Source organism: Helicobacter mesocricetorum, assembly GCF_900198605.1.
Classification (GTDB): Bacteria; Campylobacterota; Campylobacteria; order Campylobacterales; family Helicobacteraceae; genus Helicobacter_D; species Helicobacter_D mesocricetorum.
This window is the reverse complement of sequence record NZ_FZPJ01000007.1, coordinates 13,176-36,816: the sequence shown is the minus strand read 5'-3', so window position 1 is coordinate 36,816 and position 23,641 is coordinate 13,176. Positions and strand designations below refer to the sequence as shown.

Genomic DNA, 23,641 nt, shown 5'->3' with positions numbered 1-23,641 from the left:
ATAAAATCCAATTTAATAAGTTCTTTTAAGGGAAGAAATGTTAGGTAATGCAGTTGTTATTTCAATTTTATTAATGAGTTTTTTGTGTCTATTGCGTTTAAATGTGCTTTTAGCGATTTTGCTTTCAGCCCTTAGTGCAGGACTTATTTCTGGATTAGGGTTTGATAAAAGTATTTATTTATTGATTGAGGGAATGGCAGGAAATTTAGAAACGGCTTTAAGCTATATTCTCTTAGGTGCTATTGCTAGTGCCATTGCAAAAAGTAATCTTACGACAATTTTTATTTACTACATTGCTAATTTTATTCAAAATAGACGCTCAATGTTTTGTCTATCTATCGCCTTTTTTGCTTGTTTTTCACAAAATTTACTCCCTGTGCATATTGCTTTTATCCCTCTTTTAATTCCTCCTCTTTTACCTTTGATGAATCGTTTAAAGATTGATAGAAGAGCGGTAGCTTGTGCTTTGACTTTTGGTTTAAAAGCTCCTTATGTAAGCTTAAGCGTTGGATTTGGTTTGATTTTTCATACGATTTTAAGGGATCAGCTAATGCAAAATGGCATTAGTGTAAGCTTGTATGATATTGGGAGTGTAATGTGGATAGGTGGGCTTAGTATGCTCATTGGATTATTGTTGGGGATTTTTGTTTTTTATAGAAAGCCAAGAGAGTATCAAGAGACTTTTTTAAAGGAGAATGTCCTAAAAACATTAGAAAATCCAAAGATGCAGATTCGTGATTTTGGTGTTTTACTAGGTGCTATAACGACTTTTATTGTGCAAGTTTTTATGAGTTCTTTGCCTCTAGGGGGTATGTTGGGTTTATTGGTAATGATATTATTAGGCGCAATTAAATGGAATGAGATTGATGAAGTGATGGAGAATGGCTTTAAAATGATGGCTTTTATTGCCTTTGTTATGCTTGTAGCAGCTGGTTATGCTAATGTCTTAAAAGAAACAGGTGATATTCAATCTTTAGTGGATTTTGCTGTTTCACTCTCTGATAGCAAATTGGGTGGCGCTTTAATAATGCTTGGTATTGGGGTATTAATCACTATGGGGATTGGAACTTCTTTTGGGACGATTCCTATTATTGCTGCTATTTATTGCCCTTTAGCATTGGAGCTTGGTTTTAGCAGTAATGCCATTATTTTGTTAGTTGGCATTGCTGGAGCATTGGGGGATGCAGGAAGTCCAGCTTCTGATAGCACTTTAGGTCCTACTTCAGGATTAAATGCAGATAGCCAACATAACCATATTTGGGATACTTGTGTGCCAACATTTTTAATGTATAATATCCCGCTTATTATCGGTGGCGTTATTGGTGCTATGTTGTTATAGGAGATAAAATGCAAGATTTTAAGGAAATTGCAAAAAGAGTTTTTGATATTGAAGCAAATTCTATTTTGTATTTAAAAGAACATTTAGATGAACACTTTAATCAAGTCATTCGTTGTATTTTAGAGCTTAAAGGGCGTTTGGTAATTACTGGAGTTGGCAAATCAGGACATATTGGCGCAAAAATTGCTGCTACTTTGGCTAGCACAGGAACACCTAGTTTTTTTATTCACCCAACAGAGGCATTACACGGGGATTTAGGAATGTTAAGGCAAGAAGATGCCTTGCTTGCTATTTCAAATTCTGGGGAGAGTGAGGAGATATTGCGTCTTATCCCTGTTATTCAGAGAAGAGGGATTTTATTGATAGCTATGAGTGGAGATGGGCAATCAACCTTAGCAAGAAAAGGGGATTATTTTTTAAATATTTTTATACAACAAGAAGCTTGTCCTTTGCAACTTGCTCCTACTTCCTCAACAACAGCAACTTTGGCTATGGGAGATGCTATTGCCGTAGCATTAATGAGGGCTAGAGACTTTAAACCTGAAGACTTTGCGCTTTTTCATCCCGGTGGTAGTCTAGGGAGGAAGTTGCTTACAAAAGTTAAAGATGTAATGGTAGATAAGAATTTGCCTATTGTCTCCCCTGATGCTACATTTCAAGATTTAGTGATTGAAATGACGAGCAAAAAGCTTGGTGTGTGTTTGATATTGGATAATCAGAAATTAGTAGGAATTATTACCGATGGGGATTTAAGGAGGGCTATGGCAGAGGGAAGATTTAATGCCTTAGCAAGTGAGATTATGACTGCTAATCCAAAGATTATCGAAAGTGAGATGATGGCTATAGAAGCTGAAGAATTTATGGTTTCACATAAGATTAAAGAATTAGTCGTAATGGAAGAAGGTAGAGTTTGCGGAATTATCCAACTTTATGATATAGGAAGAATCTAAAAGAATGCGTTATAGAGTCTTTTTGATATTTTTCATAAGCTTTCAACTATTGCTATTAGCAGATACTTATAGTAGTAATGCTTTTGCTATTAATGGAGAAGTGAAGTATAAGGATTTACAATATTTTGATTATGTAAATCCAAAGGCTAAAAAGGGTGGGCATATCAAGGAATATGCCATTGGCACTTATGATAGCTTTTATGATTTTTTATTAAAAGGAACTCCAGCTAAGGGTCTTAATAAGCTTTATGATACCTTAATGATTCGCTCACTTGATGAGCCAAGTAGCCAATATGGGCTTCTAGCAGAGAGGATTGAGAGGGCAGAGGACAATAGTTTTGTGATTTTTCATCTCAATAAAAATGCAAGATTTAATGATGGAGAAGAAGTTACTGCTTTGGATGTAGAGTTTAGTTTTTATACTATTGCAAGGGGTGATAATCCTGTAATGAATCAATATTATGCAGATGTTAAATCCGTAAAGATTATAGATAAATATACTATTAGATTTGATTTTAGTAATACGCAAAATAGAGAAATAGCCCTTATTTTGGGGGATTTACCTGTTTTACCAAAGCATTATTATGCAGAGGCTATTTCTAAGAATCCTTTAAAGATTCCTTTAGGTAGCGGTCCTTATCAAATCGAAAAATTTATTGCAGGTCGGAGTATTACTTATAAACGCGTAGAGAATTATTGGGCAAAAAATCATCCTACTCGTATTGGATACTTTAATTTTGATACGATCACTTATGATTATTATAAAGATGATTTAGTAGCCCTAGAAGCCTTTAAAGCCGGAAGATATGATTATCGCTTAGAAATGTCTGCTAAAAATTGGGCTAATGGTTATCAAGGGGTGGCATTAAAAAATAAAAATATTATTCAAGAGGAAATATCGCATTTTTTGCCTAGTGGTATGCAGGGGTTTTTCTTTAATTTAAGAAAGCCAATTTTTCAAAATGTTTTAGTAAGGGAAGCCTTTAATCTCGCCTTTGATTTTGAATGGAGCAATAAAAATCTTTTTTTAAACCAATATACAAGAACTAAAAGTTATTTTGATAATTCTGCCTTTGCAAGTCTTGGGATACCCATAGGTCAAGAGTTGCAAATACTTATGAAATATAAAAACCAATTGCCCTCTAAGCTCTTTACCCATAGCTTTGTTTTACCTACTACAACAGGAATAGGAGAGAATAGAGAGAATTTAAAAAAGGCTCAAAGTCTCCTAAAAGAAGCTGGTTTGTATTACAAAAATGGAAAACTCTATACCAAAGAAGACAAACCTTTTGTTTTTGAGCTTTTATTAGTATCTCCTGCGATGGAGAGAGTGGCTATTCCTTTTGCTAAAAACTTAGCTAAAATTGGTATTGATATGAAGATTAGAGTCGTAGATATTAGTCAATACCTCAATCGTTTAAGGGAATTTGACTTTGATATGATTGTGGCGGTTTTTCCACAGAGTTTATCTCCGGGTAATGAGCAAAGTTTTTTTTGGGGTTCTAAAGCTGCTAGAGAAAAAGGGAGTTATAATTATGCAGGGATAGAAAATTTAGTGATTGATGATTTAATCCAAAAAATCATTAATGTTAAGAATTATCAAGAATTATTGCTTTATGTTAGGGCATTAGATAGAGTATTGCTATGGAATTATTATGTGATTCCTCATTTTCATAGCAAAGGTTTTCGTCTAGCTTATTGGGAGTTTTTAGAGCATCCAACTACTACCCCTATTTATGATGTTGGTTTTGAAACTTGGTGGGTTAATCACGAGAAATTCGAGCAATTACAAAAAGAATATCCGAGTTTTAGGCGATAAAGATGTGGATTTATATTTTTAAACGTTTATGTTTGATTGTTCCTACTTTGCTAGGAATTATGACTTTGAATTTTTTTATCGTTCAAATGGCACCAGGAGGTCCTGTGGAACAAATGCTTTCTAAAATAGAGCATAATGTTTTGCAGGGTGAAACTTCAATGGGGGGATTTAGTTATAAAAAAGAAGCCGTAGATTCTGAAATGCTTTCTAAAATTAATGCGCTTTATGGTTTTGATAAAACTTTAGGTGAGCGGTATTTATTGATGCTAAAAAAATATTTATTGTTTGATTTTGGGGAGAGTTTTTATAAAAATACCTCTGTTGTAGAATTGATTTTACAAAAAATACCCGTTTCCCTCTCTTTGGGGTTTTGGAGTTCTTTATTAATTTATCTCATTGCTATCCCTTTAGGGATTAAAAAGGCTGTAAATAATGGAATGCCCTTTGATAACATCACGAGCATTATCGTTATTATTGGCAATGCGATTCCTACTTTTTTGTTTGCTCTACTTTTGATTATTTTATTTGCAGGAGGGAGTTATTGGAGTTTCTTTCCTCTAAGAGGTATTGTTGGCGATGATTTTGCAAATTTAAGTTTATTAGAGAAAATTAAAGATTATTTTTGGCATATTACTTTGCCTGTGCTATCTCTAAGTATAGGAGGGTTTGCAACTTTAAGCTTATTGAGCAAAAATTCTTTTTTAGAAGAGATTCATAAACAATATGTAAGATTGGCACTCTCAAAGGGTTTAAGTCAATCCCAAGTCTTGTATAGGCATGTTTTTAGGAATGCGATGCTATTAGTAATTTCCTCGATTCCCTCGACTTTGCTTGGGATATTCCTAACAGGTTCTTTGTTGGTAGAAATTATTTTTTCTTTAGACGGACTTGGGTTATTGGGCTATGAGTCTATTATTACAAGGGATTATCCTGTGATTTTTGGGAGTTTGTATATCTTTACTTTATTGGGTTTAGTTGTTGTATTGTTAAATGATTTGCTTTATAGGGTGATTGATCCTAGAATCCACTTTGATAAAATGAATGAGTGAGAAAAAGAGGAGATATGGTATTAAGAAGATTCCAAGCTTTTAAGAAAAACAAAAGAGCTTATATTTCTTTATGGATTTTTGGGATTTTATGTCTTTTATCGTTTGGTGCTGAATTTATTGTCAATGACAAACCCCTTTTTGTTTATTATAAAGCAGAGAGTTATTTTCCTATCTTTAAGGTTTATCCAGAAACAGCCTTTGGGGGAGATTTTTTGAGTGAAGCTGATTATAGGGATTCTTATGTGCAGGATTTGATTAGAAAAGAGGGCTTTATGATAATGCCATTGATACCTTATAGCTATGATAATGTGATTTACTCTCTTAGCTCTCCCCCTCCAACCCCTCCTGATTCTAAGAATTATTTAGGCACGGATGATTTAGGTAGAGATGTCGTTGCGCGATTGCTTTATGGGTTGAAAACCTCCATTTTATTTGGTCTGATTTTAACGGCATTAAGTTCTATCATTGGCTTTATTGTGGGGGCTATTAGTGGGTATTATGGCGGGAAAATTGATTTATTGGGGCAAAGATTCATAGAAGTGTGGAGTGGAATGCCTATTTTGTTTGTTTTAATCATTCTTTCAAGTTTATTAGAGCCTAATTTTTGGACGATACTTTGTGTGGTTTTGTTTTTTTCTTGGATTACTTTAGTGCCTTTTGTGAGAGCTGAATTTTTAAAGGCAAGGAATCTTGAATATGTCAAAGCAGCTAAGGTATTAGGAGCAGGGGATTTTCGTATTATCTTTTGGCATATTATGCCAAATGCACTTGTGGCTGTTGTAACTTTTATTCCTTTTATTTTGAGCGGGAGTATTGTTACACTTGCATCTCTTGATTTTTTAGGGCTTGGATTGCCACCCCCTAGTGCGAGTTTGGGAGAGATTTTATCACAAGGAAAAAATAATCTTAATGCACCTTGGCTTGGATTGAGTGGTTTTTTTGTTTTGAGTTTTTTATTATGCTTATTGGTATTTATTGGGGAGGGATTACGGGATAGCTTGAGGGAAAGCAATGGATAAGGTTTTAGATATTCAAAATTTATCGATAAACTTCAAGGGATTTAAACTTAAAAATATTTCTTTATCTGTGCAAAAAGGGGAGATTTTAGGATTAGTAGGGGAATCTGGAAGCGGTAAATCTTTATTAAGTAATATCATATTGGGTTTTACTAGAGATTATCAGATTTTAGAGGGTAGTATAGGGTTTTTAGGAGAAAATCTTTTGTTAAAGAATGAAAGAGCTATGTATTCTATCCGAGGGGCGAAGATAGGCTATATTTTTCAAGAACCCCTTAGTGCTTTAAACCCGCTTCATAAAATCCAAAAACAAATTTTAGAAGCCCTAAAGATACATAATTTTTATTCTAAGGATGCACTACAAGCTAGACTTTATGAGCTTTTGGATATGGTCAAGCTTGATAAAACTCATCTCCAAAGATACCCCTATGAGCTAAGTGGAGGTCAGAGACAGAGAGTTTGTATTGCTATTGCCTTAGCCAATAATCCGCAACTTTTAATCGCTGATGAGCCAACGACAGCTTTGGATTCTAAAATACAAGAACAGATTATTAGGCTTTTGCAGGATTTACAAAAGCAACTCCATTTGAGTATTTTGTTTATTAGCCATAATTTAGGGGTTATTTCACAAATTTCGCAAAATATTGCGGTTATGAAAGAGGGAGAAATTGTAGAATATGGTGCAAGTCAAGAAATTTTTAAAACCCCAAAACATCCTTATACGAAAATGCTTCTTCAATCTTTGCAAATTACTTATAGAGAGGGCAGAGATTATGGGGAAGAGATTTTAAGGGTTGAAGATTTAAAGCTTTGCTATGTGTTAAAAAGAAATTTTTTGGGCAAAAAATTGCAAGAATTAGAGGCTCTAAAGTCGTTAAATTTTACTTTAAGAGAGGGAGAAAGTTTAGGGATTATAGGGGAATCTGGGAGTGGAAAAAGCTCTTTGGCTAATGTTTTAGTGCATCTATTGCAACCAAGTGGGAAAATTATGTTTTTAAAAGAAGATTTTTTAGGGCTTAGGGGCAAGGAATTACAAATAAAAAGAAAGATGTTGCAAATGATTTTTCAAGATCCTTTTGCTACCTTAAATCCCAAGATGAGTCTTTATGAAATCCTAAAAGAGGGCTTAGAGATTCATCATTTTAAAGGAGATATTGCTAAAGAAATTTGTCAAGCTCTTTATGATGTAGGATTAGATGAGAGTTTTTTGCAACGTTATCCTTATGAACTAAGTGGCGGTCAAAGACAGAGAGTTTGTATTGCTAGAAGTCTGGTTTTAAAGCCAAAAATGCTTATTTTAGATGAAGCTACAAGCGCATTAGATAAAAATACGCAAAAGCAGGTATTGGATTTATTTTTAACCCTTGCACAAAAATATGCTTTAAGTTATTTATGTATTAGCCACGACTTAGCGGTTGTTGCAAATTTATGCGAGAGAGTGTTGGTCTTGCAAAAGGGAAAAATTATAGAATCTGGAATTACTAAGGAGGTATTTTCTAATCCCAAGACGACTTATGTTAAAGGGCTATTGGAATCCGCAAGATTTAATGAGGGATTATGAGGACTTGTTTTATATTTTTGATGATTCTATGGATTTGTGGGAATAATCTCTATGGTGTCATAGCTCCTGTTAGTTTGCAGATTTTGTTAAAATCTATCTATGCTCCAGCTTTATTTAGTGCTTATAATAAAGACTATGGAATGCTTTATTGTCAGCTTTATGGAGTAGCAAGTGTAGCAAGAGGGTTTCAAGATGAAAAATGTGCAGTAAGTGCAGATAGTGCAAAGAAAATGCGGCATTTTGCTATGACTTATACAAGGAATAAAATATTTTTAGAACAACAATACAGAATTGGCTATATTAATGGTTGGTGTTTTTTGCAAAATGGGGCAAATTTGTTTAATTATGAGATTGTAAGGGATGGTTATGCGATTGTGCAGTATTTTGATACGAACGCAGAGAATGTTTTAAAGGATTTAGAAATTTTAGAAATAGAAGCAAGGACTCAAAAAAAGGGGCTTTGGAGAGAATGGGGAGAAGAAATGAATTGTCTTAAGGTTGCACTTATGGAGAGGGCAAAGGAGGCTATGGAGAAAGAATAAAAGAGGGTGAAGCATTGCTAGAGTGATAGATGGTTGTTCCATAGTTTTTTGCAAAATAAAGCATAAGGAGTTTTTGTAGAGTTGGTTCAATGCTTGGAGCAAACCACGCATTATTGCTAATGGCTAGAAGAAATTTAGGGGAAGATTGGTAGTATTCCTCCCTTGTTGCTTCATAACAGATGGCAAGTTGGAAGTCTTGCCCGTTAATCCTTGCAGAATTTGGTGTTGTATTGGGGTTTTTTGTAAAATCATTCCCCCCTTTAAAAATGAGTTCATTAATGAAATTAGCAAGTGATGAGGGAAGTGGAATCGTCTCACCAAAGGGGACGAGAATAACTTTGTGAAAAACTTGCATTTCTCCATTTTCAAATAAATACGCACTATTATAAGTTTCTACATCCTGATAAATTCCTCCGGTTACAATAGTTATTTTATGACTTTTGTCTTGAAGTATTTGTAAGAGTTTGGGATGATGATTAAGTGTGATGGGAAAAGCAGTTTCTGGAAGAATAATCACATCATATTTTTCTTTTATGGCAAGGGCGATAGCTTGAAGATTGGAATCTATAATTTCTTGTAAATTTTCTCCACTCCAACGGAGGTCTTGAGGAATATCAGTTTGTAGGGTTTTGATTTTTGGTAGAGAGGATTGAGGCTTTGTGGGTTGTTGTGTGAGTATATAAATAGAAATTAAACTTATTGGTAGCCACAATAGCGATATTTTATAGAATTTTTTAGTAAGGAGTATAGAAAAAATTGCCAAGCTAAGAAGCAATAAAAAAAGTATGAATTTTGAGGGGAAGAAATGGCTAGTTGTCAATATGGCTTCTGGAATAAACCAATTAAATCCAAAGGGGTGAATAAAGCTACCACAAAGAAGCATTAAGAGCTTATACCAATAGTGGTTAAAAGCACAAAAAAATAAAAATAAGATTCCATAAACAATCATTAAGATAATCCACATAAAGGGCATAAGATAAGTAATATCATAATACCTAAAACTAAGGGCTATCCAATAAAACCAAAGAATTCCTAATAAACCTCCACAAACCAATCCACCAAAAGCAGAGAGCTGTAAATAAAGAAATAGCCCTAAAATGGCAAAGAGGGTAGAAACAATGGGGGAGTTTAAGGAGAAATGTTCTAAATAAATAAAGACGCTAAAACAAATAGCACAAAAGATTCCTATTAAGGATTGCGATAGCCTTTTTGGGGCTATAAGTGTAGCGTTTATCATTTTTAAGAAAAGTTGTTAAAACAAAGTGTGATTTCTAATTCTAAACCCTTAAGATGTGCTATGACTTTTTGCAATTCATCAATATCCTTAGATTTTACACGAATTTCATTCCCTTGAATCTGTGTTTGGACTTTGAACTTTTGATTTTTTATAGTAGCAGTGAGTGTTTTTATGCTCTTATCATCTAAAATATCATTAATTTTATAAGTGATTTTTGTATTGCCCCCACTTGCGTTTTCTTTGGAGATTTCTTTTAGGGTTTTTAAGGAGAGATTGCGTTTAATAAGTTTGGAATCCAAAATATCTTTAATAGTCTTTGCTTTGTTTTCACTGATTGCTAAAATGCTTAATGTTTTGTCTTTTTCGTTTAAATGTAACTCTTTTGCTTTATCACCTTTAAAGTCAAATCGATTATTGATTTCTTTTTTTGCTTGTTCAAAAGCATTTTTAAGCTCTTGAATCTCTATTTTCGCTGAAATATCAAAACTATGTTCTTTTGCTGCCATAAAAATTCCTCAAAAATATTTCTAAAATTTCTTGCATTATGCCTTTTTTAGGTTTGTTTTGTGTAGAATATACTTTTTATTTGCTAAATAAAAGGTTAAAAGCAATGGCGGATTTTAGTTATTTTGATTTAATAATTGGTGCTTTAATAATACTTCTAGCCATAAGAGGGATCATTAATGGTTTTATAAGAGAGATTTCTGGTTTATTGGGTATTGTAGTTGGTGTGTATGTTGGTTCTATGTATTCTAAAGAAGTGGGTCAATGGATTAGCTCAAATATTTATACTTTTGAAAATCCTTCAGCAATTTCATTAATTGGTTTTTTAATTTTATTAGTTGCCATTTGGGTGGGGGCATTAGTTTTAGGAGAAATTTTACAAAAACTTATTAAAAATACCCCTCTTGGTATTTTTAATCGTATTTTGGGATTTTGTTTTGGAGGATTAAAGATTTTTGTTATTTTGGCGATCATTTTTTATGCACTTTCTAGTATTGCACTAGTAAAAGTCTTTATTGACAAATATACTCATAATAGTTTCCTTTACCCCGCAATGATTGGCACAGGTTCAGTTATTATTAAACTTAATGGTTTTCAAGAAGAGACAGAGAGTTTAGAAGAAGCATCACAAACCGCTAAAGGTTTAAATGAGTAAAGGAGTGGCATTGTTTAGAGATGATATTTATATAACACAAAGGATTCAAAAAGCTCAAAAATTAAGAGAGCTAGGAATTAATCCTTATGTCAATGGTATCACTAAGGAGATGAGTACCCATACTTTTTTACAACAATTTCAATATGTCCAAGCCATTACTCAAGGGGATAAAAAAGATATTACTCAAAGTGCGCAAGTAGCTGGGCGGATTAAATTTATTCGCTTAATGGGCAAAGCGGCTTTTATCAAGATAGAGGATATGGAAGGTATCTTACAGGCATATTTGTCTAAAAATGAGCTTGATGAAATGTTTGAAACCTTTAAAAAAAATGTTGAAGTTGGAGATATTGTTGCTTTAAAAGGATTTCCATTTGTAACAAAAACGGGTGAATTAAGTTTGCATACTTTAGAGTTTCATTTTCTGACTAAAGCCATTAATCCTTTGCCAGAGAAGTATCACGGACTTGTGGATATTGAATTGCGGTATCGTCAAAGGTATTTGGATTTGATTATGAATAAGGAGGTTAGAGATAGCTTTGTGATGCGCTCTCAAATAGTATCTTGTGTGCGACATTTTTTTGAAGCAAAAGGTTTTTTAGAAGTAGAAACGCCTATGATGCACCCAATACCCGGTGGAGCTAATGCCAAGCCTTTTATTACTTATCACAATGCCCTTAATGTGGAACGTTATTTACGAATCGCTCCAGAATTATACTTGAAGCGATTAGTGGTTGGAGGTTTTGAAGCGGTTTTTGAAATTAATCGTAATTTTAGAAATGAGGGAATGGATCATTCCCATAATCCGGAATTTACGATGATTGAATTTTATTGGGCGTATAAAGACTATAAGGATTTAATGGTATTAATCCAAGAATTGTTTGAAGCTTTATTAGAAACTTTAAAACTACCAAAAGTTTTAAACTTTAATCAATATAGTATTGATTTTAGTGATTTTAAAACCATCACTTATGTAGATGCTCTTATTGAAATTGGTGGGATACCTAAAGATATAGTTTTTAATGAAAAGGAACTTTATGAATATTTGTTAAAGCATAATATTCCTTTAGAATCCAAAATGGAATTAGGTAAATTGCAGAGCGAAGCCTTTGATGCTTTTGTCGAGCATCAATTAATTAATCCCACTTTTATTACAGAATTTCCTATTGCCATTAGCCCTTTAGCAAGAGCTAATGATAAGAATCCTAGTATTGCCGATAGATTTGAATTATTTATTGGAGGGAGTGAAATTGCTAATGGGTTTAGCGAGCTAAATGATCCCTTAGAGCAGTATAGACGATTTGAAATGCAGGTTAAGGCTAAGGAAGCAGGTGATGAAGAGGCGCAATATATGGATGAGGATTATATTAATGCCCTCTCTTATGGTATGCCACCAACTGCTGGAGCGGGAATAGGGATTGATAGGGTTGTGATGTTATTAACTAATCAGCCAAGCATTAAAGATGTGATTTTATTTCCAGCACTCAAACCCCAAAAAAAGGAAGTTCAAATAAAGGAACAATGATGAGTTATTTTTTAGAAGAGAGTGATTTTGAAGTTTTTAATTATATACAGCAAGAATTGAATCGTCAAAATACCCATTTAGAGATGATTGCAAGTGAGAATTTTACCTTTCCTAGCGTTATGGAGGCTATGGGTAGCATACTTACGAATAAATATGCAGAGGGTTATCCCTATAAACGTTATTATGGAGGTTGCGAGTTTGTCGATAAGATAGAAGAATTAGCCATTAATCGCGCTAAGAGGCTTTTTAACTGCGAGTTTGCTAATGTCCAACCTCATTCGGGTTCTCAAGCCAATGGTGCTGTGTATTCTGCGCTTTTAAAGCCTTATGACAAGATTCTAGGAATGGACTTAAGCCACGGTGGACATTTAACGCACGGCGCAAAAGTGAGTATTACAGGACAGATGTATCAAAGCTTCTTTTATGGTGTTGAGCTTGATGGTTGGATTAATTATGATAGAGTGGAAGAAATTGCCAAAATTGTGAAACCCAATATTCTTGTTTGTGGATTTAGTGCTTATTCAAGAGTTTTAGACTTTAAACGATTAAGTGAGATTGCACGAAGTGTTGGTGCGATTTTGATGGCTGATATTGCCCATATCGCTGGGCTTGTTGTAGCAGGAGAATATGCCAATCCATTCCCTTATGCCGATATTGTTACTACAACAACGCATAAGACTTTAAGGGGTCCTAGAGGAGGGTTAATCCTTACCAATAATGAAGAATATGCGAAAAAAATTGATAAAGCTGTATTTCCCGGAATGCAAGGTGGTCCTTTAATGCATATTATTGCAGGAAAGGCTGTCGGTTTTGCAGAGAATTTAAAACCTACTTGGAGAGAATATGCTAAACAGGTCAAACTTAATGCAAAAACTTTAGCAGAAGTTTTAATCCAAAGAGGTTATAAGATTGTTAGCGATGGCACTGATAATCACCTTGTTTTAGTGTCTTTATTGGATAAAGAATTTAGCGGTAAAGATGCGGATTTGGCTTTAGGTAATGCGGGAATCACCGTTAATAAAAATGCTGTTCCTGGGGATATACGAAGTCCTTTTGTTACAAGTGGTGTTAGGATTGGAACTCCTGCTTTAAGTGCGAGAGGTTTTAAAGAAAAGGAATTTGTAATAGTGGCAAATAAAATTGCTGATGTCTTAGATGATATTGAAAATACGCAAAAACAAGCATTGATAAAAAGTGAATTAAAGGAACTTGCGATAAAATTCCCAATCTATACTAAAGCAATTTTCTAAATTTAACTTCGTAAAAAAGGAGTAAAATGAATGATCACTGATTTGGATTTGAAGTTAATTAAAATGATAACTTCGCATTATTGGATACATAAAAAGGGATTGGGAGAAAAAATACACCATAATGGACGTATTTTTTATGACAAGTTTGAGAAAGTAGAAGAACCCTTAAGTAGAAGTTTGCTTCAAAGCCATTTTAAAAAAGAGATTACTATAGCCCATTCATTAGTAAGTGCAAGTGATAAAGTCGAAAATATCGTATTTGATTATAATGGGTTTAACCCAGAGAGATTTTGGCATAAAGCACAATTAATGCTAAGAGAAGAGGGTTTTATCAATTTTACTGCTTATGAATCAAAAACTTCAGGACATTTGCATTTATATGTGCATAAGGGGCATACGACTTTTCAAGAAGCTTGCCAATTAGCTAAAATGTTAAGCGCAAAATTAGCGCAAAAAATGCCAATAGAATGGAAAATGTTCCCTTCTATTGATGTGCCTAGGAGTTTTAATATTTTAGTAATCCCTTATAATGTTTATAATAAAGAACGTGGAGCTTCTTGGTCAAGATATATGTAAAAGGATTGAAAATGACAGAATTAAAACAAGAAAAACAAGAAGAAAAAGAACAACAAAAAGAGAAAGAAGAAAAAGAGTTAGAGCTTGATGATTTATTGCTTACAGAGTCAGAAGATGAGGAGATTAAAGAAAGCCAAAGCAAAAAAGTTATTTTATTAGTAGCCATTGGTATTATTGTCTTTGCCATTGTGATTTTTATTATTTATCTATTACAAAGTGATGCGCGAGATAAGCGACAAAATATCGGAATACAAAAACCTTTAGAAAATGTTGAAAAATCAGCAGTGCAGCAAACTACACAACCATCTCAAGATTTTGGACAAGTCCCTATTCAGCAACAAACCACTAATTCTGATGAGCAATTCCAAAGAATTATTGATCAAATTAAAGCTAGACAAAAGGAGCAACAGGCTTTGCCTCCACCTCCAAACAATCCACCTAAAGACCCAACACCTCCTAAGGTAGAAAAGCCAAAAGATTCAACTCCTCCACAAACTCCTCCACAGGCTAAAGAAACACCCGTGGATAGTTTTAAGAATATCCAAACTAATAATCCACAATTACAAGGTGTTGAAGCAACACAAGGCTTTTATATTCAAGCTGGAGCTTTTAAAGCATCCCCTAATAAGCAGGTTTTAGGCGTTATTAAAGAGATGAATTGGAGTTATCGTATGCAACAAGCTGGTAATAATAATCGTCTGCTTATTGGTCCATTTAATAGTAAGCAAGAGGCTCAAAAACATTTAGAAGAAGTTAAAGGAAGAATTAATAAAGATGCTTTCATTAAAGAAATCAAATAATTCTTTAATAGCCAAACATACAACAAGTATGAAATCTTGTTGTATGAATATGTTTTGGAATAAAATAAATAGTCAATATGCGAACCAATCAATAAATTTTCAATGCAAATAGGCATAAAATATGCCATTAAAACTCTATAATAAACCCTCTATCCAATCCACTTAAGTCTTGATAGAATTCTAATTTTTTTAAAGCAAGATTTTTTGTGAAAGCCATAATACTATTTTTTTGGTCATACCCCATTTCGCAGACAACATAAGGAATATTTCTTTCTTTGGCTATAAGAATAATTTTATGGAGTATCTCATCGCCTCTATCTCCCCCAAAAAGAGCTTGTGGTGGTTCAAAAGATAAAGGTTTTGGCAGAGTAGTTTTATTTTTGATATAAGGGGGATTGGAGAGCAGTAAATCAAAGTGTTGATGAGTATTAAAATCTAAAAAGGGGCTATTATATAAAGCAATATTAGAGCGATTAAATTTTTGGATATTAACATAGGCATTAAAAAGGGCTTCTGGAGAAATATCACTAGCGTGGAATTCTAAAGATTTATTTTGATGCAAGAGGGCTAAGGTAATGCTAATAATTCCGCTTCCAACTCCAATTTCTGCAATACTTTGGCAGTTTTTGCTTTGAATGATATGAGAAGCAACATCTACAAGAATCTCTGTTTCTGGTCTTGGTATTAAAGCACCATTAGAAATATAAAATTCTTGTCCATAAAAACTTACTTTTTCGGTGATATATTCAATGGGTTCAAAGTTCTCTCTCCGCAAAATTAATCGTTTGAAATGCTCTTCCTCAAAAGGGTTAATGTTTTTAAAACTATGTGAATGCAGGTAGATTCTAGGTTTTTTTAGGACAAAAGCTAGGAGAATCTCTGATTCTAGGGTTGGACGCTCCAAGAAATGGAGTTTTTTTGTCCCAAAGATAATGGCTTCTTGTATAGTCATTTAAGAGGTCATAGCTAAATGCTCACAATGGAGCACCCTAAGTCTCTCCATTAAAGGAGGGTGGGTATAGTAGAATTTAATGTATAAAGGATGAGAGAGGGGAAAGGAATTATTTTCTTTTACAAGCACCAAAAGTGCTTGGGCTAAGTCTTCATTACTTGTTAGATTAGCACCAAATTTATCGGCATTAAATTCATTCTTGCAACTAAAATAGCTCATAATAGGCGTAAAGTAAAATCCAATAGGTGAGCTTAGGAGAATTAAAAACGCAATTAATGCGTGGGGACTTGGCGATATATTTGCTTCTAGGAAAAGTGTTTGTGGTAAGTTAGCGATAATGAGTAATAAAAGTGCAAAGAAGCTAAGTATTAACACCATCATTTTATAAACATCAAAATGTTTAAAATGCCCTAACTCGTGTCCTAACACAGCAAGGAGTGAGTTTTGAGAGATTTTTTCTAAAAGTGTATCAAATAAAATTACTCTCTTTGTTTTTCCTAAGCCTCCAAAATAAGCATTTAATCGACCATCTCTTTTGGAGGCGTCCATAACAAAAACCCCATTAGATTTAAAGCCTACTTGACAAAGGAGGTTTTGGATGGCAAGTTGTAAGTTTGGATTCTCTAAGGGAGTAAATTTGTTAAAAATTGGTGCGATAAAAGTAGGGTAGAAAAGATTTGCGCTGACTATAAAAATAGCCACAACCATAAAGATATAGAATTCCCATAATGGAATGTTTAAGATAATCCAACTAGAAATTGTTAGGAAGATTCCTCCTATTAGGATTAAAAGCAAGAGAGATTTTAGGGTATCACTCATAAAAAGCTTTATCTCTCCTTTGCAAAAACCAAACTTTTTATCAATTACAAGTTTTTGATAGGCTTCAAAGGGGAGGGATAGAAGACTTTGTAAGATAAGGAATACTAAAAGGAATAAAACACTCTGTAAAAGAGCGTTAAAAGACAATAGAGATTCTAAGAGAGCTAAACCAAAAAATAGCCAACACCCAAAAATAATTAAGTCAAAAATACCAGAAATAAGAGAAATTTTTTCTTTTATTATGGAGTATTGTGCGGCTTTTTTAAAGGATTGTGAATCTAAAATATAGGGTTGTTGGTGTTGTTTGGAGTGTAAGAAGTTTAATTGCAATAAAGAAAGAAGTATTTTAGGTAATGTAAAAAAAATTGCGTAAATACTAAATAAAATCATTTTAAAATCCTTATAAAAGCGTTATTATAGCAAAGCTCTCAAAGATAATCTTAAAATTTTCTATTTTTATCTTTGTTTTGGTATGATGTGAAAAATTTTAAGTTTGTGAGACTTTATGGCATTTTTTGAGAGAAATGATATTGCAGTAGATTTAGGGACGGTTAATACAGTTGTTAGGAATACCTTAGATAAAGTAATTTTTTGCGAAGCAACTTGTATTGCATTAGAAGAACAATACGAATCTCCTCGTGTTATTTGTATGGGTAATCAAGCCAAAAAAATGCTAGGTCGCAATCCTAGTAATATTAAAGTCGTAAATCCTTTACTTCACGGTGCAGTTAGTGATTTTAAAACAACAACTATTTTTATGAATGCCATAATTGAATCAGCAAAAAAAGGTTCTTTAGCTCCGCGAATTGGGATTAGTATCCCCCAAAATCTTACACAAGTGGAAAGACATTCTTTGCACGAAGCGGCAATGTTGGCTGGAGCTAAAGAAGTGCTTTTAATCGAAGATCCCTTTAGTGCAAGCGTAGGTGCTGGGCTTGATATTAGTGCTGCAAGAGTTAGGATGGTTATAGATGTCGGAGGGGGATTGGTAGAGACTAGTATTATCTCATTAGGTGGGCTTATTACAAGCTCTTTTACAAAAGAAGCTGGAGATTTTATTGATTATGCCTTGGTGGAATATTGTAGGTATAATAAAAACATTGGCATTAGTAAAGAAATGGCTGAAAGCATTAAGCGGCAGATCAATGTTTTTGGGGATAATCCTATTATTAATATTGCTGTTAAAGATTTGGTGAATGGAATGCCTATTTCTTATGAATTAAACCTTAATGAACTAAGGGGTATTGTATTAAACGGAATTTATAAAATCAAAGAAGTCGTTTTAGACTCTATTAATAAAGCACCCCCCCAAATTGCTCCTGATTTAATAGAGGATGGGGCAATCCTTACAGGTGGAATGGCACTTATTGATGGGTTGAAAGAGTTTTTGGAAGAAGAATTAAAAATAAAGATTAATTTATCCCCCAATCCCTTGCTTGATATTTCTAAAGGTGTTTGCAAAATTATGCAAAATTACGAAAAATATTCTATTGAGTGGGGGGGGGGGCTAATGAGTAGTTAAAAGGAATTATTTTGAATTTTTGGTTTAGCCCACCACATATTAATATTGCTTTTCACGCTGGGAATAATACCCAAAAGGAGGTTTTAGAAAATCGCCAAAATTCTTTAAAGATGGATTATACACTTGAAAATCTAGCTTATTTAAACCAAATCCATAGTTCTAAAATCATCAAGGCTAAATCGGGAGGATTTTTGGGCGATGGCGATGGGATTTTAATTGATAAAAAAGGCATTGTAGGGATGATTATGGTTGCAGATTGTAACCCTATTTTACTCTTTGATTGTCAAAAGCAGGTTTTAGTATTGATACACGGTGGTAGAGTAGGTATAGAGAAGGGCATTGTGCTAGAGGGATTAAGAATGCTTAAAGAAAAATATCAAAGTTCCATAGAAAATATTTCTGTTTATGTTGGAGCTTCGATTAGGTCGTGTTGCTATGAGGTTGGGGAAGAAGTTTTTAGGGATGAGAGCTTATTAAAAGGTAAGATTGTTAAGGGTGATAAAATCTATTTGGATTTATTGGAGGTATTAAAAGAGCAATTGCAGGAAAAAGGTGTGCAAGATAAAAACATTACGATTAACCCCCATTGCACTTGTTGCTCTTTAGAGTATTTTTCTTATCGTAGGGATAAGCATTGCGGTAGATTTGGATTATTTGCTACTTTATAAGGCTTAAGAGTTATTATAGAGTTTTTTATAAATATCTTGGATAGATGTGTATTTTTCTTGGATTCCGCTTTGCATATTTTTTAGGGAATAACTTTGCTCATCTTGCTCTTCCTCTCCTAAAATCATAACCCATTGGTAATTTTTGTTATTGGCGTATGTGAAAGCTTTTTTTGCTTTGGTAATCTCTGGATAGACTTCTACTTTTAGCCCTAAATCCCTTAATGTTTTTGCGGTTTTATAGGCATAATTTAGAGTGCATAAAGGGATAATGAGTAAATTAGCAGGAGATTCTTTAGAATCTATAAGCTTTAATTCTTCTAATCCCGCTAATAACCTATCAAGTCCTATGCTTGCTCCTACACCGCTTAATTCCTCTTTGGTGAAGTTTTGTGTGAGTTTGTCATATCTTCCTCCAGAACAAACTGAACCTAAAGAGGGCAAATCTTTAAGTATGGTTTCATAAATAATGCCTGTATAATATCCAAGCCCTCTTGCGATGGATAAATTAATGGCATAAAAGCTTTCAGGTATCACTAAAGAGAGTAAAGAACAGAGGGATTCTAGCTCTTCTATGCCTTCTTTTAAATCAGAATTTAGAGATTTGTAAGATTGTATTTCTTGCAATAAACTAACGGTATTGGAAGTTTGTTTTTTAGCGATAAAATCAAGAAGAATATGGATTTGTTCTTCGCTTAAAGATGTATTTTCTTCTAATTCACTCTTGACAGATTCTTCTCCTATTTTGTCAATTTTGTCAATAATGCGTAAAATATCATTAACATATTCTTTGGCATTTAAGTGTTCGCATAATCCATTGAAAATTTTGCGGTGATTAATATAAATAGTGAAGTTTTGTATTTTCAAGTCTTTTAGTGTTTGATAGATAACCTCTAATATTTCTAAATCGCTACCAAGACTTGTAGTGCCAATAAAATCAAAATCACATTGTGTAAATTCCCTATAACGACCTTTTTGCGCTCTCTCTCCACGAAACACATTGCCTATGCAATAACGTTTAAAGGGTAAGCCTAAGGTGTTTTTATATTGTGCGATAAAACGCGCTAGAGGAAGTGTTAAATCAAACCTTAAAGCAACTTCGCGATTCCCGTGATCTTTGAAATGATACATTTCCTTTTGGATTTCATCACTTCCTTGTTTTTGTAGGATTTCTGCATACTCTAAATGGGGTGTTTCAATGGGAGAGAAACCAAATTTTTCAAAGCTATGAACAATGCTTTTTAGCATTTGTGATTTTGCATAGGCTTCTTTGGGGAGTCTATCTTTAAATCCACTAAGTGTACGTGGTGTAATAGGCATTGTTTGTCTCCAATCTTAAGTTTAAATGGGGATTCTAGCAAGAATAAGGCTATAAAAGAATAAAATTTAAAAGTTCTGTAATGATTTTTTAAGTAGAATAAGGGCTTATTTTAAAATTTTAAGAGAAGGTTAGTTTATTATGAAAAAAGGAATTCATCCAGAATATGTCCCTTGCAAAGTTACTTGTGTTACAAGTGGAAAAGAAATTGAAGTGATGAGCACCAAGAGTGAGTTAAGAATTGATATTTCTTCTTTTTGCCATCCTTTTTATACAGGTTCTGATAAAGTTGTAGATACTGCTGGAAGAGTGGAGAAATTTAAGCAAAGATATAATCTTAAATAAACCTTATTGGCTATGGTAACTTTTATCTCAACCCCAATAGGGAATTTAGAAGATATCACCTTACGCACTCTAAAAGCTTTGCAATCTTGCAAAGTTCTATTATGTGAGGATACAAGAGTTACTAAAAAACTTATTTCGCTTTTAAGGGAACGCAATCTTTTAAAAGAAGTTTTAGAGTATCAATATTTTTCTTTCCATAGCCATAATCAATTAGAATTTTTAAACAATACTCCTTTGGATTTTTTTAACCAAAATATTGCCTTTTTGTGTGATGCTGGAATGCCTTGTATTAGTGATCCGGGTGTGGAACTTGTGAGATTTTTACAACAAAATTCTATTCCTTATGATGTTTTAGGTGGTGTGAGTGCTTTAACCTTGGGCGTTGCTTTTAGTGGATTGGTGCAAAGGGAGTTTAGTTTTTTGGGATTTCCTCCGCATAAAAAAAGAGAGAAAATTGAATTTTTTTATAAAGCATTAAAAAGCCCTTATCCTCTTGTGCTTTATGAATCCCCTCATAGGCTTTTAGAGAGCTTAGAGATTTTATCTACAATAAATCCGCATTTAGAGGTATTTTTAGGCAAGGAACTTAGCAAAAAATATCAAGATATTTTTTATGGTGAGATACAAGAGATTTATAAAAGTTTCTGCACAAAGTCTATTAAGGGTGAGTGGGTAATGGTTATTAAGCCAAATATCAGTGAGGAAGTTAAATATTTAACGCAAGAAGAGGTTTATTCCTTAGATATTCCTCCCAAAGTTAAGGCAAAGATTCTAGCAAGAATAACCAATAAAAGTATTAAAGAAATTTATGAGGAATTATGCAAAGAAGCGTTGTAGTATGATAGTTTATGGGAAACAAGTTGTAAGATTAATCGTATCAAAATCTCCCCATAGTGTCCAAAGTATTTATTTAGCTAAAGAGGTGGATAAAAGTTTTTTTTGCTTATTAAAAAGCCTTAATAAGCCTATTTTTAAATTAGATGCTAAAAAGGCACAAGCTTTGGCTAAAGGAGGGAATCATCAAGGGTATTTATTAGACATTACTCCTTTGGAGTTCGTAGATTTTGTTTCTGTGAAAGAAATGAATTTTATTGTTGTTTTGTGTGGGATTAGTGATGTTGGGAATCTTGGGTCTATTGTTAGAACATCTTATGCTTTAGGTGTAGATTGTATCGTGATTTGTGGTATTAAGAGTTTTAAACAAGAGGGGGTATTAAGAGCAAGTGCAGGGGCATTTTTAGAGATGCCTTTTTGTGTAGTATATAATCCCTTAGATGTCGCTAATGAACTAAAACAGGCAGGTTTTACTCTCTATGGGGCAGATATGCAAGGCAGTAAAAAAGTTATGAGTGTATCTCATAAAAAGGCTTTGTTTTTAGGGAGTGAGAATCAAGGACTTTCTAAGAGGATTATTGATAAAATGGATTGTATTTTAACAATCTCTATGAAGAGGGAATTTGATTCTTTAAATGTAAGCACAGCGGGTGCGATTTTAATAGATAGGATTATAAATGGAAGAATTGGATAAATTAAGACAAATTGGTGCTAGGGAAATTGCTAAAAATACGCATATGGCGTTAAACAAGATAGAGGATATTTTAAATTTAAATTTTGAAAATTTAAAAGATAGGGCAACGACTATAGGGCTTATTAAAATTTTAGAGAGAGAGTATAATATCCAATTACAAAAATGGGTTCAGGATTATAATGAATTTTGGGCAAGTGGAGTTTATCAAGAAGAGGAATTAACAAGAGCTATTAATGTCAAAATAACGCACGAGGCTGTTGCGCCAAATAGCTCAATGAAAGTCTGGTTTATTATAGGCTTTATTTTGCTTATTGTAGGTGTTGGATTTTATATTTATTCTAATTTCATTTTCTCTCAAGAAGTAAAGTTTGAAAATGCCTTATTAGGTAATAGTGAAGAAAATATAACATCGGTAGATTCGGTAACTTTGAATGAAAATAATACGCAACCTGATACCTCTTCCTCTACTTATTATTCACAAGATTCTTTAGAAGTAAAGGGAGAGGAATTATCCACTTCTGCTTTTCTTGATGAGGAAATGCAATCTAATGAGGAGGCTATAACTCCTAAAAAAGTAGAAATTAAACCCCTCTCTAATATATGGGTAGGGATTATTTATTTAGATACTAAACAAAAAATGTCTTTAATGACAGATAAAACCTTAGAAATTGATACAACAAGACCACAAACTATTATCACTGGGCATGGAATGCTAGAGGTTGATAATAATCAGGAGGTTTTACAATATAATTTAGCAGATAAGATGCGGTTTTATGTTGATGATGAGGGAAATTTTAGCGAAATTAATAATACACAATACAGACAATACAATGGGGGTATGGGGTGGTAGTAAAGATTGTTTTAACCCTATTATTAGGTGTTGGAATTCTTTTTGCTAATCCTAAGAGTGTGGATTATCATATTATTGCCTTGCTTGGAGTGCAAGATTATAAAATTAATCAGAAATTTATCCAAAGACTTTTTAAAAATCAATCAGAATTTATGGATGGGGATGGGAATCCTAATGTGTATAAGATCTCTCAAGTTTTAAAACAAAATGGGTTGTTAAAATTGGTATTTGCATCTCCTATGGAGCTTGAAATATCTTTTGAAATCGCTGGGAATCCTATGGCTTTTACTAGTGCTTTGTATGATATTTTAGGCACAATGGGATATTACTATTTTCTTGTTAAGCAGAGTGCGCTTGATGATAAGTCTTATAAGTTTATTCTTTCTATGGATACAGAATATGCTATTGATCCTGTTTTGTTGCAAGAACGTTTGAGAGAGTATGGTTATATGGCTTTAAAGATTGAAAAACAGAGTCTTGGTCAATGGGTTTATGAAATTAAAGAAGAGAAGTTTCAATATCCAAAGGCGGTTTTGCTAAATCCTAATGAGAAAAGAGAGCAGGCTAATTTATCGGGGGAATATTGGTATAGAGTGTCTCAAGCTAATACCTTAGGGATTGCTTCTAGTAATGGTATTTTATGGTATCCTAAAATTGTTTTTTTTGATTCTAGTTTAAGGGTTTTAGAGATATTTTCCCAAGAAGTTAAAGCGGTGCAAGAAATAAAAATTAAAATTCCTAAAGATACAGCTTTTATCAAGATAAGTGATATTTATCTACCGCTTACAATAAAAAATGGTTTGGTTGTAGAATTAAATTAAA

The 23,641-nt window shown here is 33.3% G+C and carries 24 protein-coding genes; 19 read left to right on the top strand and 5 right to left on the bottom strand.

Annotated features, from left to right (window positions below):
- Positions 1–37 precede the first annotated feature (37 nt).
- The 7 genes from C6H18_RS01970 to C6H18_RS01940 are packed head-to-tail and all read left to right on the top strand — an operon-like array spanning position 38 to position 8,276.
- Entirely contained in the window at positions 38–1,339 is a 1,302-nt protein-coding gene (locus tag C6H18_RS01970; protein WP_104721435.1) for a Na+/H+ antiporter NhaC family protein, read from the top strand.
- A gap of 8 nt (positions 1,340–1,347) precedes the next feature.
- The gene (locus C6H18_RS01965; protein WP_104721434.1) at positions 1,348–2,289 is read left to right on the top strand and encodes a KpsF/GutQ family sugar-phosphate isomerase; all 942 of its coding nucleotides are present in this window, start codon (positions 1,348–1,350) and stop codon (positions 2,287–2,289) included.
- A gap of 4 nt (positions 2,290–2,293) precedes the next feature.
- A complete protein-coding gene (locus C6H18_RS01960) occupies positions 2,294–4,108 on the top strand; it encodes an extracellular solute-binding protein (protein ID WP_104721433.1) in 1,815 nt (604 codons plus the stop codon).
- Positions 4,109–4,110: 2 nt separating this feature from the next.
- Entirely contained in the window at positions 4,111–5,157 is a 1,047-nt protein-coding gene (locus C6H18_RS01955; RefSeq protein ID WP_104721432.1) for an ABC transporter permease subunit, read from the top strand.
- A 14-nt stretch (positions 5,158–5,171) separates the two neighbouring features.
- Positions 5,172–6,176 carry an ABC transporter permease gene (locus C6H18_RS01950; protein WP_104721431.1) on the top strand — a complete coding sequence of 335 codons (1,005 nt, stop codon included), beginning with the start codon at positions 5,172–5,174 and terminating at the stop codon, positions 6,174–6,176.
- Positions 6,169–7,734: a dipeptide ABC transporter ATP-binding protein gene (locus C6H18_RS01945; RefSeq protein WP_104721430.1), complete on the top strand. Its 1,566-nt coding sequence runs from the start codon at positions 6,169–6,171 to the stop codon at positions 7,732–7,734. The genes C6H18_RS01950 and C6H18_RS01945 overlap by 8 nt, the downstream gene beginning before the upstream one ends.
- Positions 7,731–8,276: a thermonuclease family protein gene (locus C6H18_RS01940; protein ID WP_233704032.1), complete on the top strand. Its 546-nt coding sequence runs from the start codon at positions 7,731–7,733 to the stop codon at positions 8,274–8,276. Before C6H18_RS01945 ends, C6H18_RS01940 begins: the two co-directional genes overlap by 4 nt.
- Here C6H18_RS01940 and C6H18_RS01935 read toward each other — a convergent pair.
- The gene (locus C6H18_RS01935) at positions 8,260–9,513 is read right to left on the bottom strand and encodes an apolipoprotein N-acyltransferase (protein WP_104721429.1); all 1,254 of its coding nucleotides are present in this window, start codon (positions 9,511–9,513) and stop codon (positions 8,260–8,262) included. The genes C6H18_RS01940 and C6H18_RS01935 overlap by 17 nt on opposite strands.
- Positions 9,514–9,515: 2 nt before the next feature.
- Positions 9,516–10,019, bottom strand: a complete 504-nt coding sequence (locus tag C6H18_RS01930) for a YajQ family cyclic di-GMP-binding protein (protein ID WP_104721428.1) — start codon at positions 10,017–10,019, stop codon at positions 9,516–9,518.
- A 104-nt stretch (positions 10,020–10,123) separates the two neighbouring features.
- Here C6H18_RS01930 and C6H18_RS01925 point away from each other — a divergent pair, with 104 nt between their 5' ends.
- Genes C6H18_RS01925 through C6H18_RS01905 form a run of 5 tightly spaced genes read left to right on the top strand, consistent with a single transcriptional unit; the run spans position 10,124 to position 14,820 of the window.
- Positions 10,124–10,672 carry a CvpA family protein gene (locus C6H18_RS01925; protein ID WP_104721427.1) on the top strand — a complete coding sequence of 183 codons (549 nt, stop codon included), beginning with the start codon at positions 10,124–10,126 and terminating at the stop codon, positions 10,670–10,672.
- Positions 10,665–12,194, top strand: coding sequence for a lysine--tRNA ligase (gene lysS / locus C6H18_RS01920; protein WP_407645586.1), 1,530 nt, complete (start codon positions 10,665–10,667; stop codon positions 12,192–12,194). The genes C6H18_RS01925 and lysS overlap by 8 nt, the downstream gene beginning before the upstream one ends.
- Entirely contained in the window at positions 12,194–13,444 is a 1,251-nt protein-coding gene (locus C6H18_RS01915; protein WP_104721426.1) for a serine hydroxymethyltransferase, read from the top strand. The genes lysS and C6H18_RS01915 overlap by 1 nt, the downstream gene beginning before the upstream one ends.
- A 30-nt stretch (positions 13,445–13,474) precedes the next feature.
- Positions 13,475–14,020 (top strand): DUF1882 domain-containing protein, encoded by a 546-nt coding sequence (locus C6H18_RS01910; protein WP_104721425.1) that lies wholly within the window; start codon positions 13,475–13,477, stop codon positions 14,018–14,020.
- Positions 14,021–14,031: 11 nt separating this feature from the next.
- On the top strand, positions 14,032–14,820 hold the full coding sequence (locus tag C6H18_RS01905; RefSeq protein ID WP_104721424.1) for an SPOR domain-containing protein: 789 nt from the start codon (positions 14,032–14,034) through the stop codon (positions 14,818–14,820).
- A 127-nt stretch (positions 14,821–14,947) separates the two neighbouring features.
- Here the strand turns inward: C6H18_RS01905 and C6H18_RS01900 are convergent, their stop codons facing one another.
- Both C6H18_RS01900 and C6H18_RS01895 read right to left on the bottom strand, forming a co-directional pair.
- On the bottom strand, positions 14,948–15,772 hold the full coding sequence (locus C6H18_RS01900) for a HemK/PrmC family methyltransferase (protein WP_104721423.1): 825 nt from the start codon (positions 15,770–15,772) through the stop codon (positions 14,948–14,950).
- Positions 15,773–16,981, bottom strand: coding sequence for a M48 family metallopeptidase (locus tag C6H18_RS01895; protein ID WP_104721422.1), 1,209 nt, complete (start codon positions 16,979–16,981; stop codon positions 15,773–15,775).
- Between the two features lie 115 nt (positions 16,982–17,096).
- Here C6H18_RS01895 and C6H18_RS01890 point away from each other — a divergent pair, with 115 nt between their 5' ends.
- Both C6H18_RS01890 and C6H18_RS01885 read left to right on the top strand, forming a co-directional pair.
- On the top strand, positions 17,097–18,113 hold the full coding sequence (locus tag C6H18_RS01890; protein WP_104721421.1) for a rod shape-determining protein: 1,017 nt from the start codon (positions 17,097–17,099) through the stop codon (positions 18,111–18,113).
- Positions 18,114–18,124: 11 nt separating this feature from the next.
- Positions 18,125–18,781 carry a polyphenol oxidase family protein gene (locus C6H18_RS01885; RefSeq protein WP_233704030.1) on the top strand — a complete coding sequence of 219 codons (657 nt, stop codon included), beginning with the start codon at positions 18,125–18,127 and terminating at the stop codon, positions 18,779–18,781.
- Between the two features lie 3 nt (positions 18,782–18,784).
- On the opposite strand, the gene hisS is transcribed toward C6H18_RS01885, so the two are convergent.
- Positions 18,785–20,098, bottom strand: a complete 1,314-nt coding sequence (gene hisS, locus C6H18_RS01880; protein ID WP_104721419.1) for a histidine--tRNA ligase — start codon at positions 20,096–20,098, stop codon at positions 18,785–18,787.
- A 139-nt stretch (positions 20,099–20,237) separates the two neighbouring features.
- Between hisS and rpmE the strand changes: the two genes are divergently transcribed.
- The 5 genes from rpmE to C6H18_RS01855 are packed head-to-tail and all read left to right on the top strand — an operon-like array spanning position 20,238 to position 23,640.
- Positions 20,238–20,441, top strand: a complete 204-nt coding sequence (gene rpmE / locus C6H18_RS01875) for a 50S ribosomal protein L31 (protein WP_104721418.1) — start codon at positions 20,238–20,240, stop codon at positions 20,439–20,441.
- Between the two features lie 12 nt (positions 20,442–20,453).
- The gene (rsmI, locus tag C6H18_RS01870; RefSeq protein ID WP_104721417.1) at positions 20,454–21,278 is read left to right on the top strand and encodes a 16S rRNA (cytidine(1402)-2'-O)-methyltransferase; all 825 of its coding nucleotides are present in this window, start codon (positions 20,454–20,456) and stop codon (positions 21,276–21,278) included.
- The gene (gene rlmB / locus C6H18_RS01865) at positions 21,250–21,969 is read left to right on the top strand and encodes a 23S rRNA (guanosine(2251)-2'-O)-methyltransferase RlmB (RefSeq protein ID WP_324735779.1); all 720 of its coding nucleotides are present in this window, start codon (positions 21,250–21,252) and stop codon (positions 21,967–21,969) included. The genes rsmI and rlmB overlap by 29 nt, the downstream gene beginning before the upstream one ends.
- On the top strand, positions 21,953–22,819 hold the full coding sequence (locus tag C6H18_RS01860; RefSeq protein WP_104721415.1) for a hypothetical protein: 867 nt from the start codon (positions 21,953–21,955) through the stop codon (positions 22,817–22,819). The genes rlmB and C6H18_RS01860 overlap by 17 nt, the downstream gene beginning before the upstream one ends.
- A complete protein-coding gene (locus tag C6H18_RS01855; RefSeq protein WP_104721414.1) occupies positions 22,813–23,640 on the top strand; it encodes a hypothetical protein in 828 nt (275 codons plus the stop codon). The genes C6H18_RS01860 and C6H18_RS01855 overlap by 7 nt, the downstream gene beginning before the upstream one ends.
- Position 23,641: the final 1 nt, after the last annotated feature.

Bases quoted from the DNA above. Each gene is read 5' to 3' on its own strand.
- rsmI (WP_104721417.1), top strand. From the start codon at position 20,454: ATGGTAACTTTTATCTCAACCCCAATAGGGAATTTAGAAGATATCACC.
- C6H18_RS01890 (WP_104721421.1), top strand. From the start codon at position 17,097: ATGGCATTTTTTGAGAGAAATGATATTGCAGTAGATTTAGGGACGGTT.
- C6H18_RS01945 (WP_104721430.1), top strand. From the start codon at position 6,169: ATGGATAAGGTTTTAGATATTCAAAATTTATCGATAAACTTCAAGGGA.
- C6H18_RS01955 (WP_104721432.1), top strand. From the start codon at position 4,111: ATGTGGATTTATATTTTTAAACGTTTATGTTTGATTGTTCCTACTTTG.
- C6H18_RS01925 (WP_104721427.1), top strand. From the start codon at position 10,124: ATGGCGGATTTTAGTTATTTTGATTTAATAATTGGTGCTTTAATAATA.
- C6H18_RS01940 (WP_233704032.1), top strand. From the start codon at position 7,731: ATGAGGACTTGTTTTATATTTTTGATGATTCTATGGATTTGTGGGAAT.
- rlmB (WP_324735779.1), top strand. From the start codon at position 21,250: ATGAGGAATTATGCAAAGAAGCGTTGTAGTATGATAGTTTATGGGAAA.
- C6H18_RS01910 (WP_104721425.1), top strand. From the start codon at position 13,475: ATGATCACTGATTTGGATTTGAAGTTAATTAAAATGATAACTTCGCAT.
- C6H18_RS01895 (WP_104721422.1), bottom strand. From the start codon at position 16,981: ATGATTTTATTTAGTATTTACGCAATTTTTTTTACATTACCTAAAATA.
- C6H18_RS01965 (WP_104721434.1), top strand. From the start codon at position 1,348: ATGCAAGATTTTAAGGAAATTGCAAAAAGAGTTTTTGATATTGAAGCA.
- C6H18_RS01930 (WP_104721428.1), bottom strand. From the start codon at position 10,019: ATGGCAGCAAAAGAACATAGTTTTGATATTTCAGCGAAAATAGAGATT.
- C6H18_RS01935 (WP_104721429.1), bottom strand. From the start codon at position 9,513: ATGATAAACGCTACACTTATAGCCCCAAAAAGGCTATCGCAATCCTTA.
- lysS (WP_407645586.1), top strand. From the start codon at position 10,665: ATGAGTAAAGGAGTGGCATTGTTTAGAGATGATATTTATATAACACAA.
- hisS (WP_104721419.1), bottom strand. From the start codon at position 20,098: ATGCCTATTACACCACGTACACTTAGTGGATTTAAAGATAGACTCCCC.
- C6H18_RS01970 (WP_104721435.1), top strand. From the start codon at position 38: ATGTTAGGTAATGCAGTTGTTATTTCAATTTTATTAATGAGTTTTTTG.
- C6H18_RS01950 (WP_104721431.1), top strand. From the start codon at position 5,172: ATGGTATTAAGAAGATTCCAAGCTTTTAAGAAAAACAAAAGAGCTTAT.
- C6H18_RS01900 (WP_104721423.1), bottom strand. From the start codon at position 15,772: ATGACTATACAAGAAGCCATTATCTTTGGGACAAAAAAACTCCATTTC.
- C6H18_RS01860 (WP_104721415.1), top strand. From the start codon at position 21,953: ATGGAAGAATTGGATAAATTAAGACAAATTGGTGCTAGGGAAATTGCT.
- rpmE (WP_104721418.1), top strand. From the start codon at position 20,238: ATGAAAAAAGGAATTCATCCAGAATATGTCCCTTGCAAAGTTACTTGT.
- C6H18_RS01915 (WP_104721426.1), top strand. From the start codon at position 12,194: ATGAGTTATTTTTTAGAAGAGAGTGATTTTGAAGTTTTTAATTATATA.
- C6H18_RS01905 (WP_104721424.1), top strand. From the start codon at position 14,032: ATGACAGAATTAAAACAAGAAAAACAAGAAGAAAAAGAACAACAAAAA.
- C6H18_RS01960 (WP_104721433.1), top strand. From the start codon at position 2,294: ATGCGTTATAGAGTCTTTTTGATATTTTTCATAAGCTTTCAACTATTG.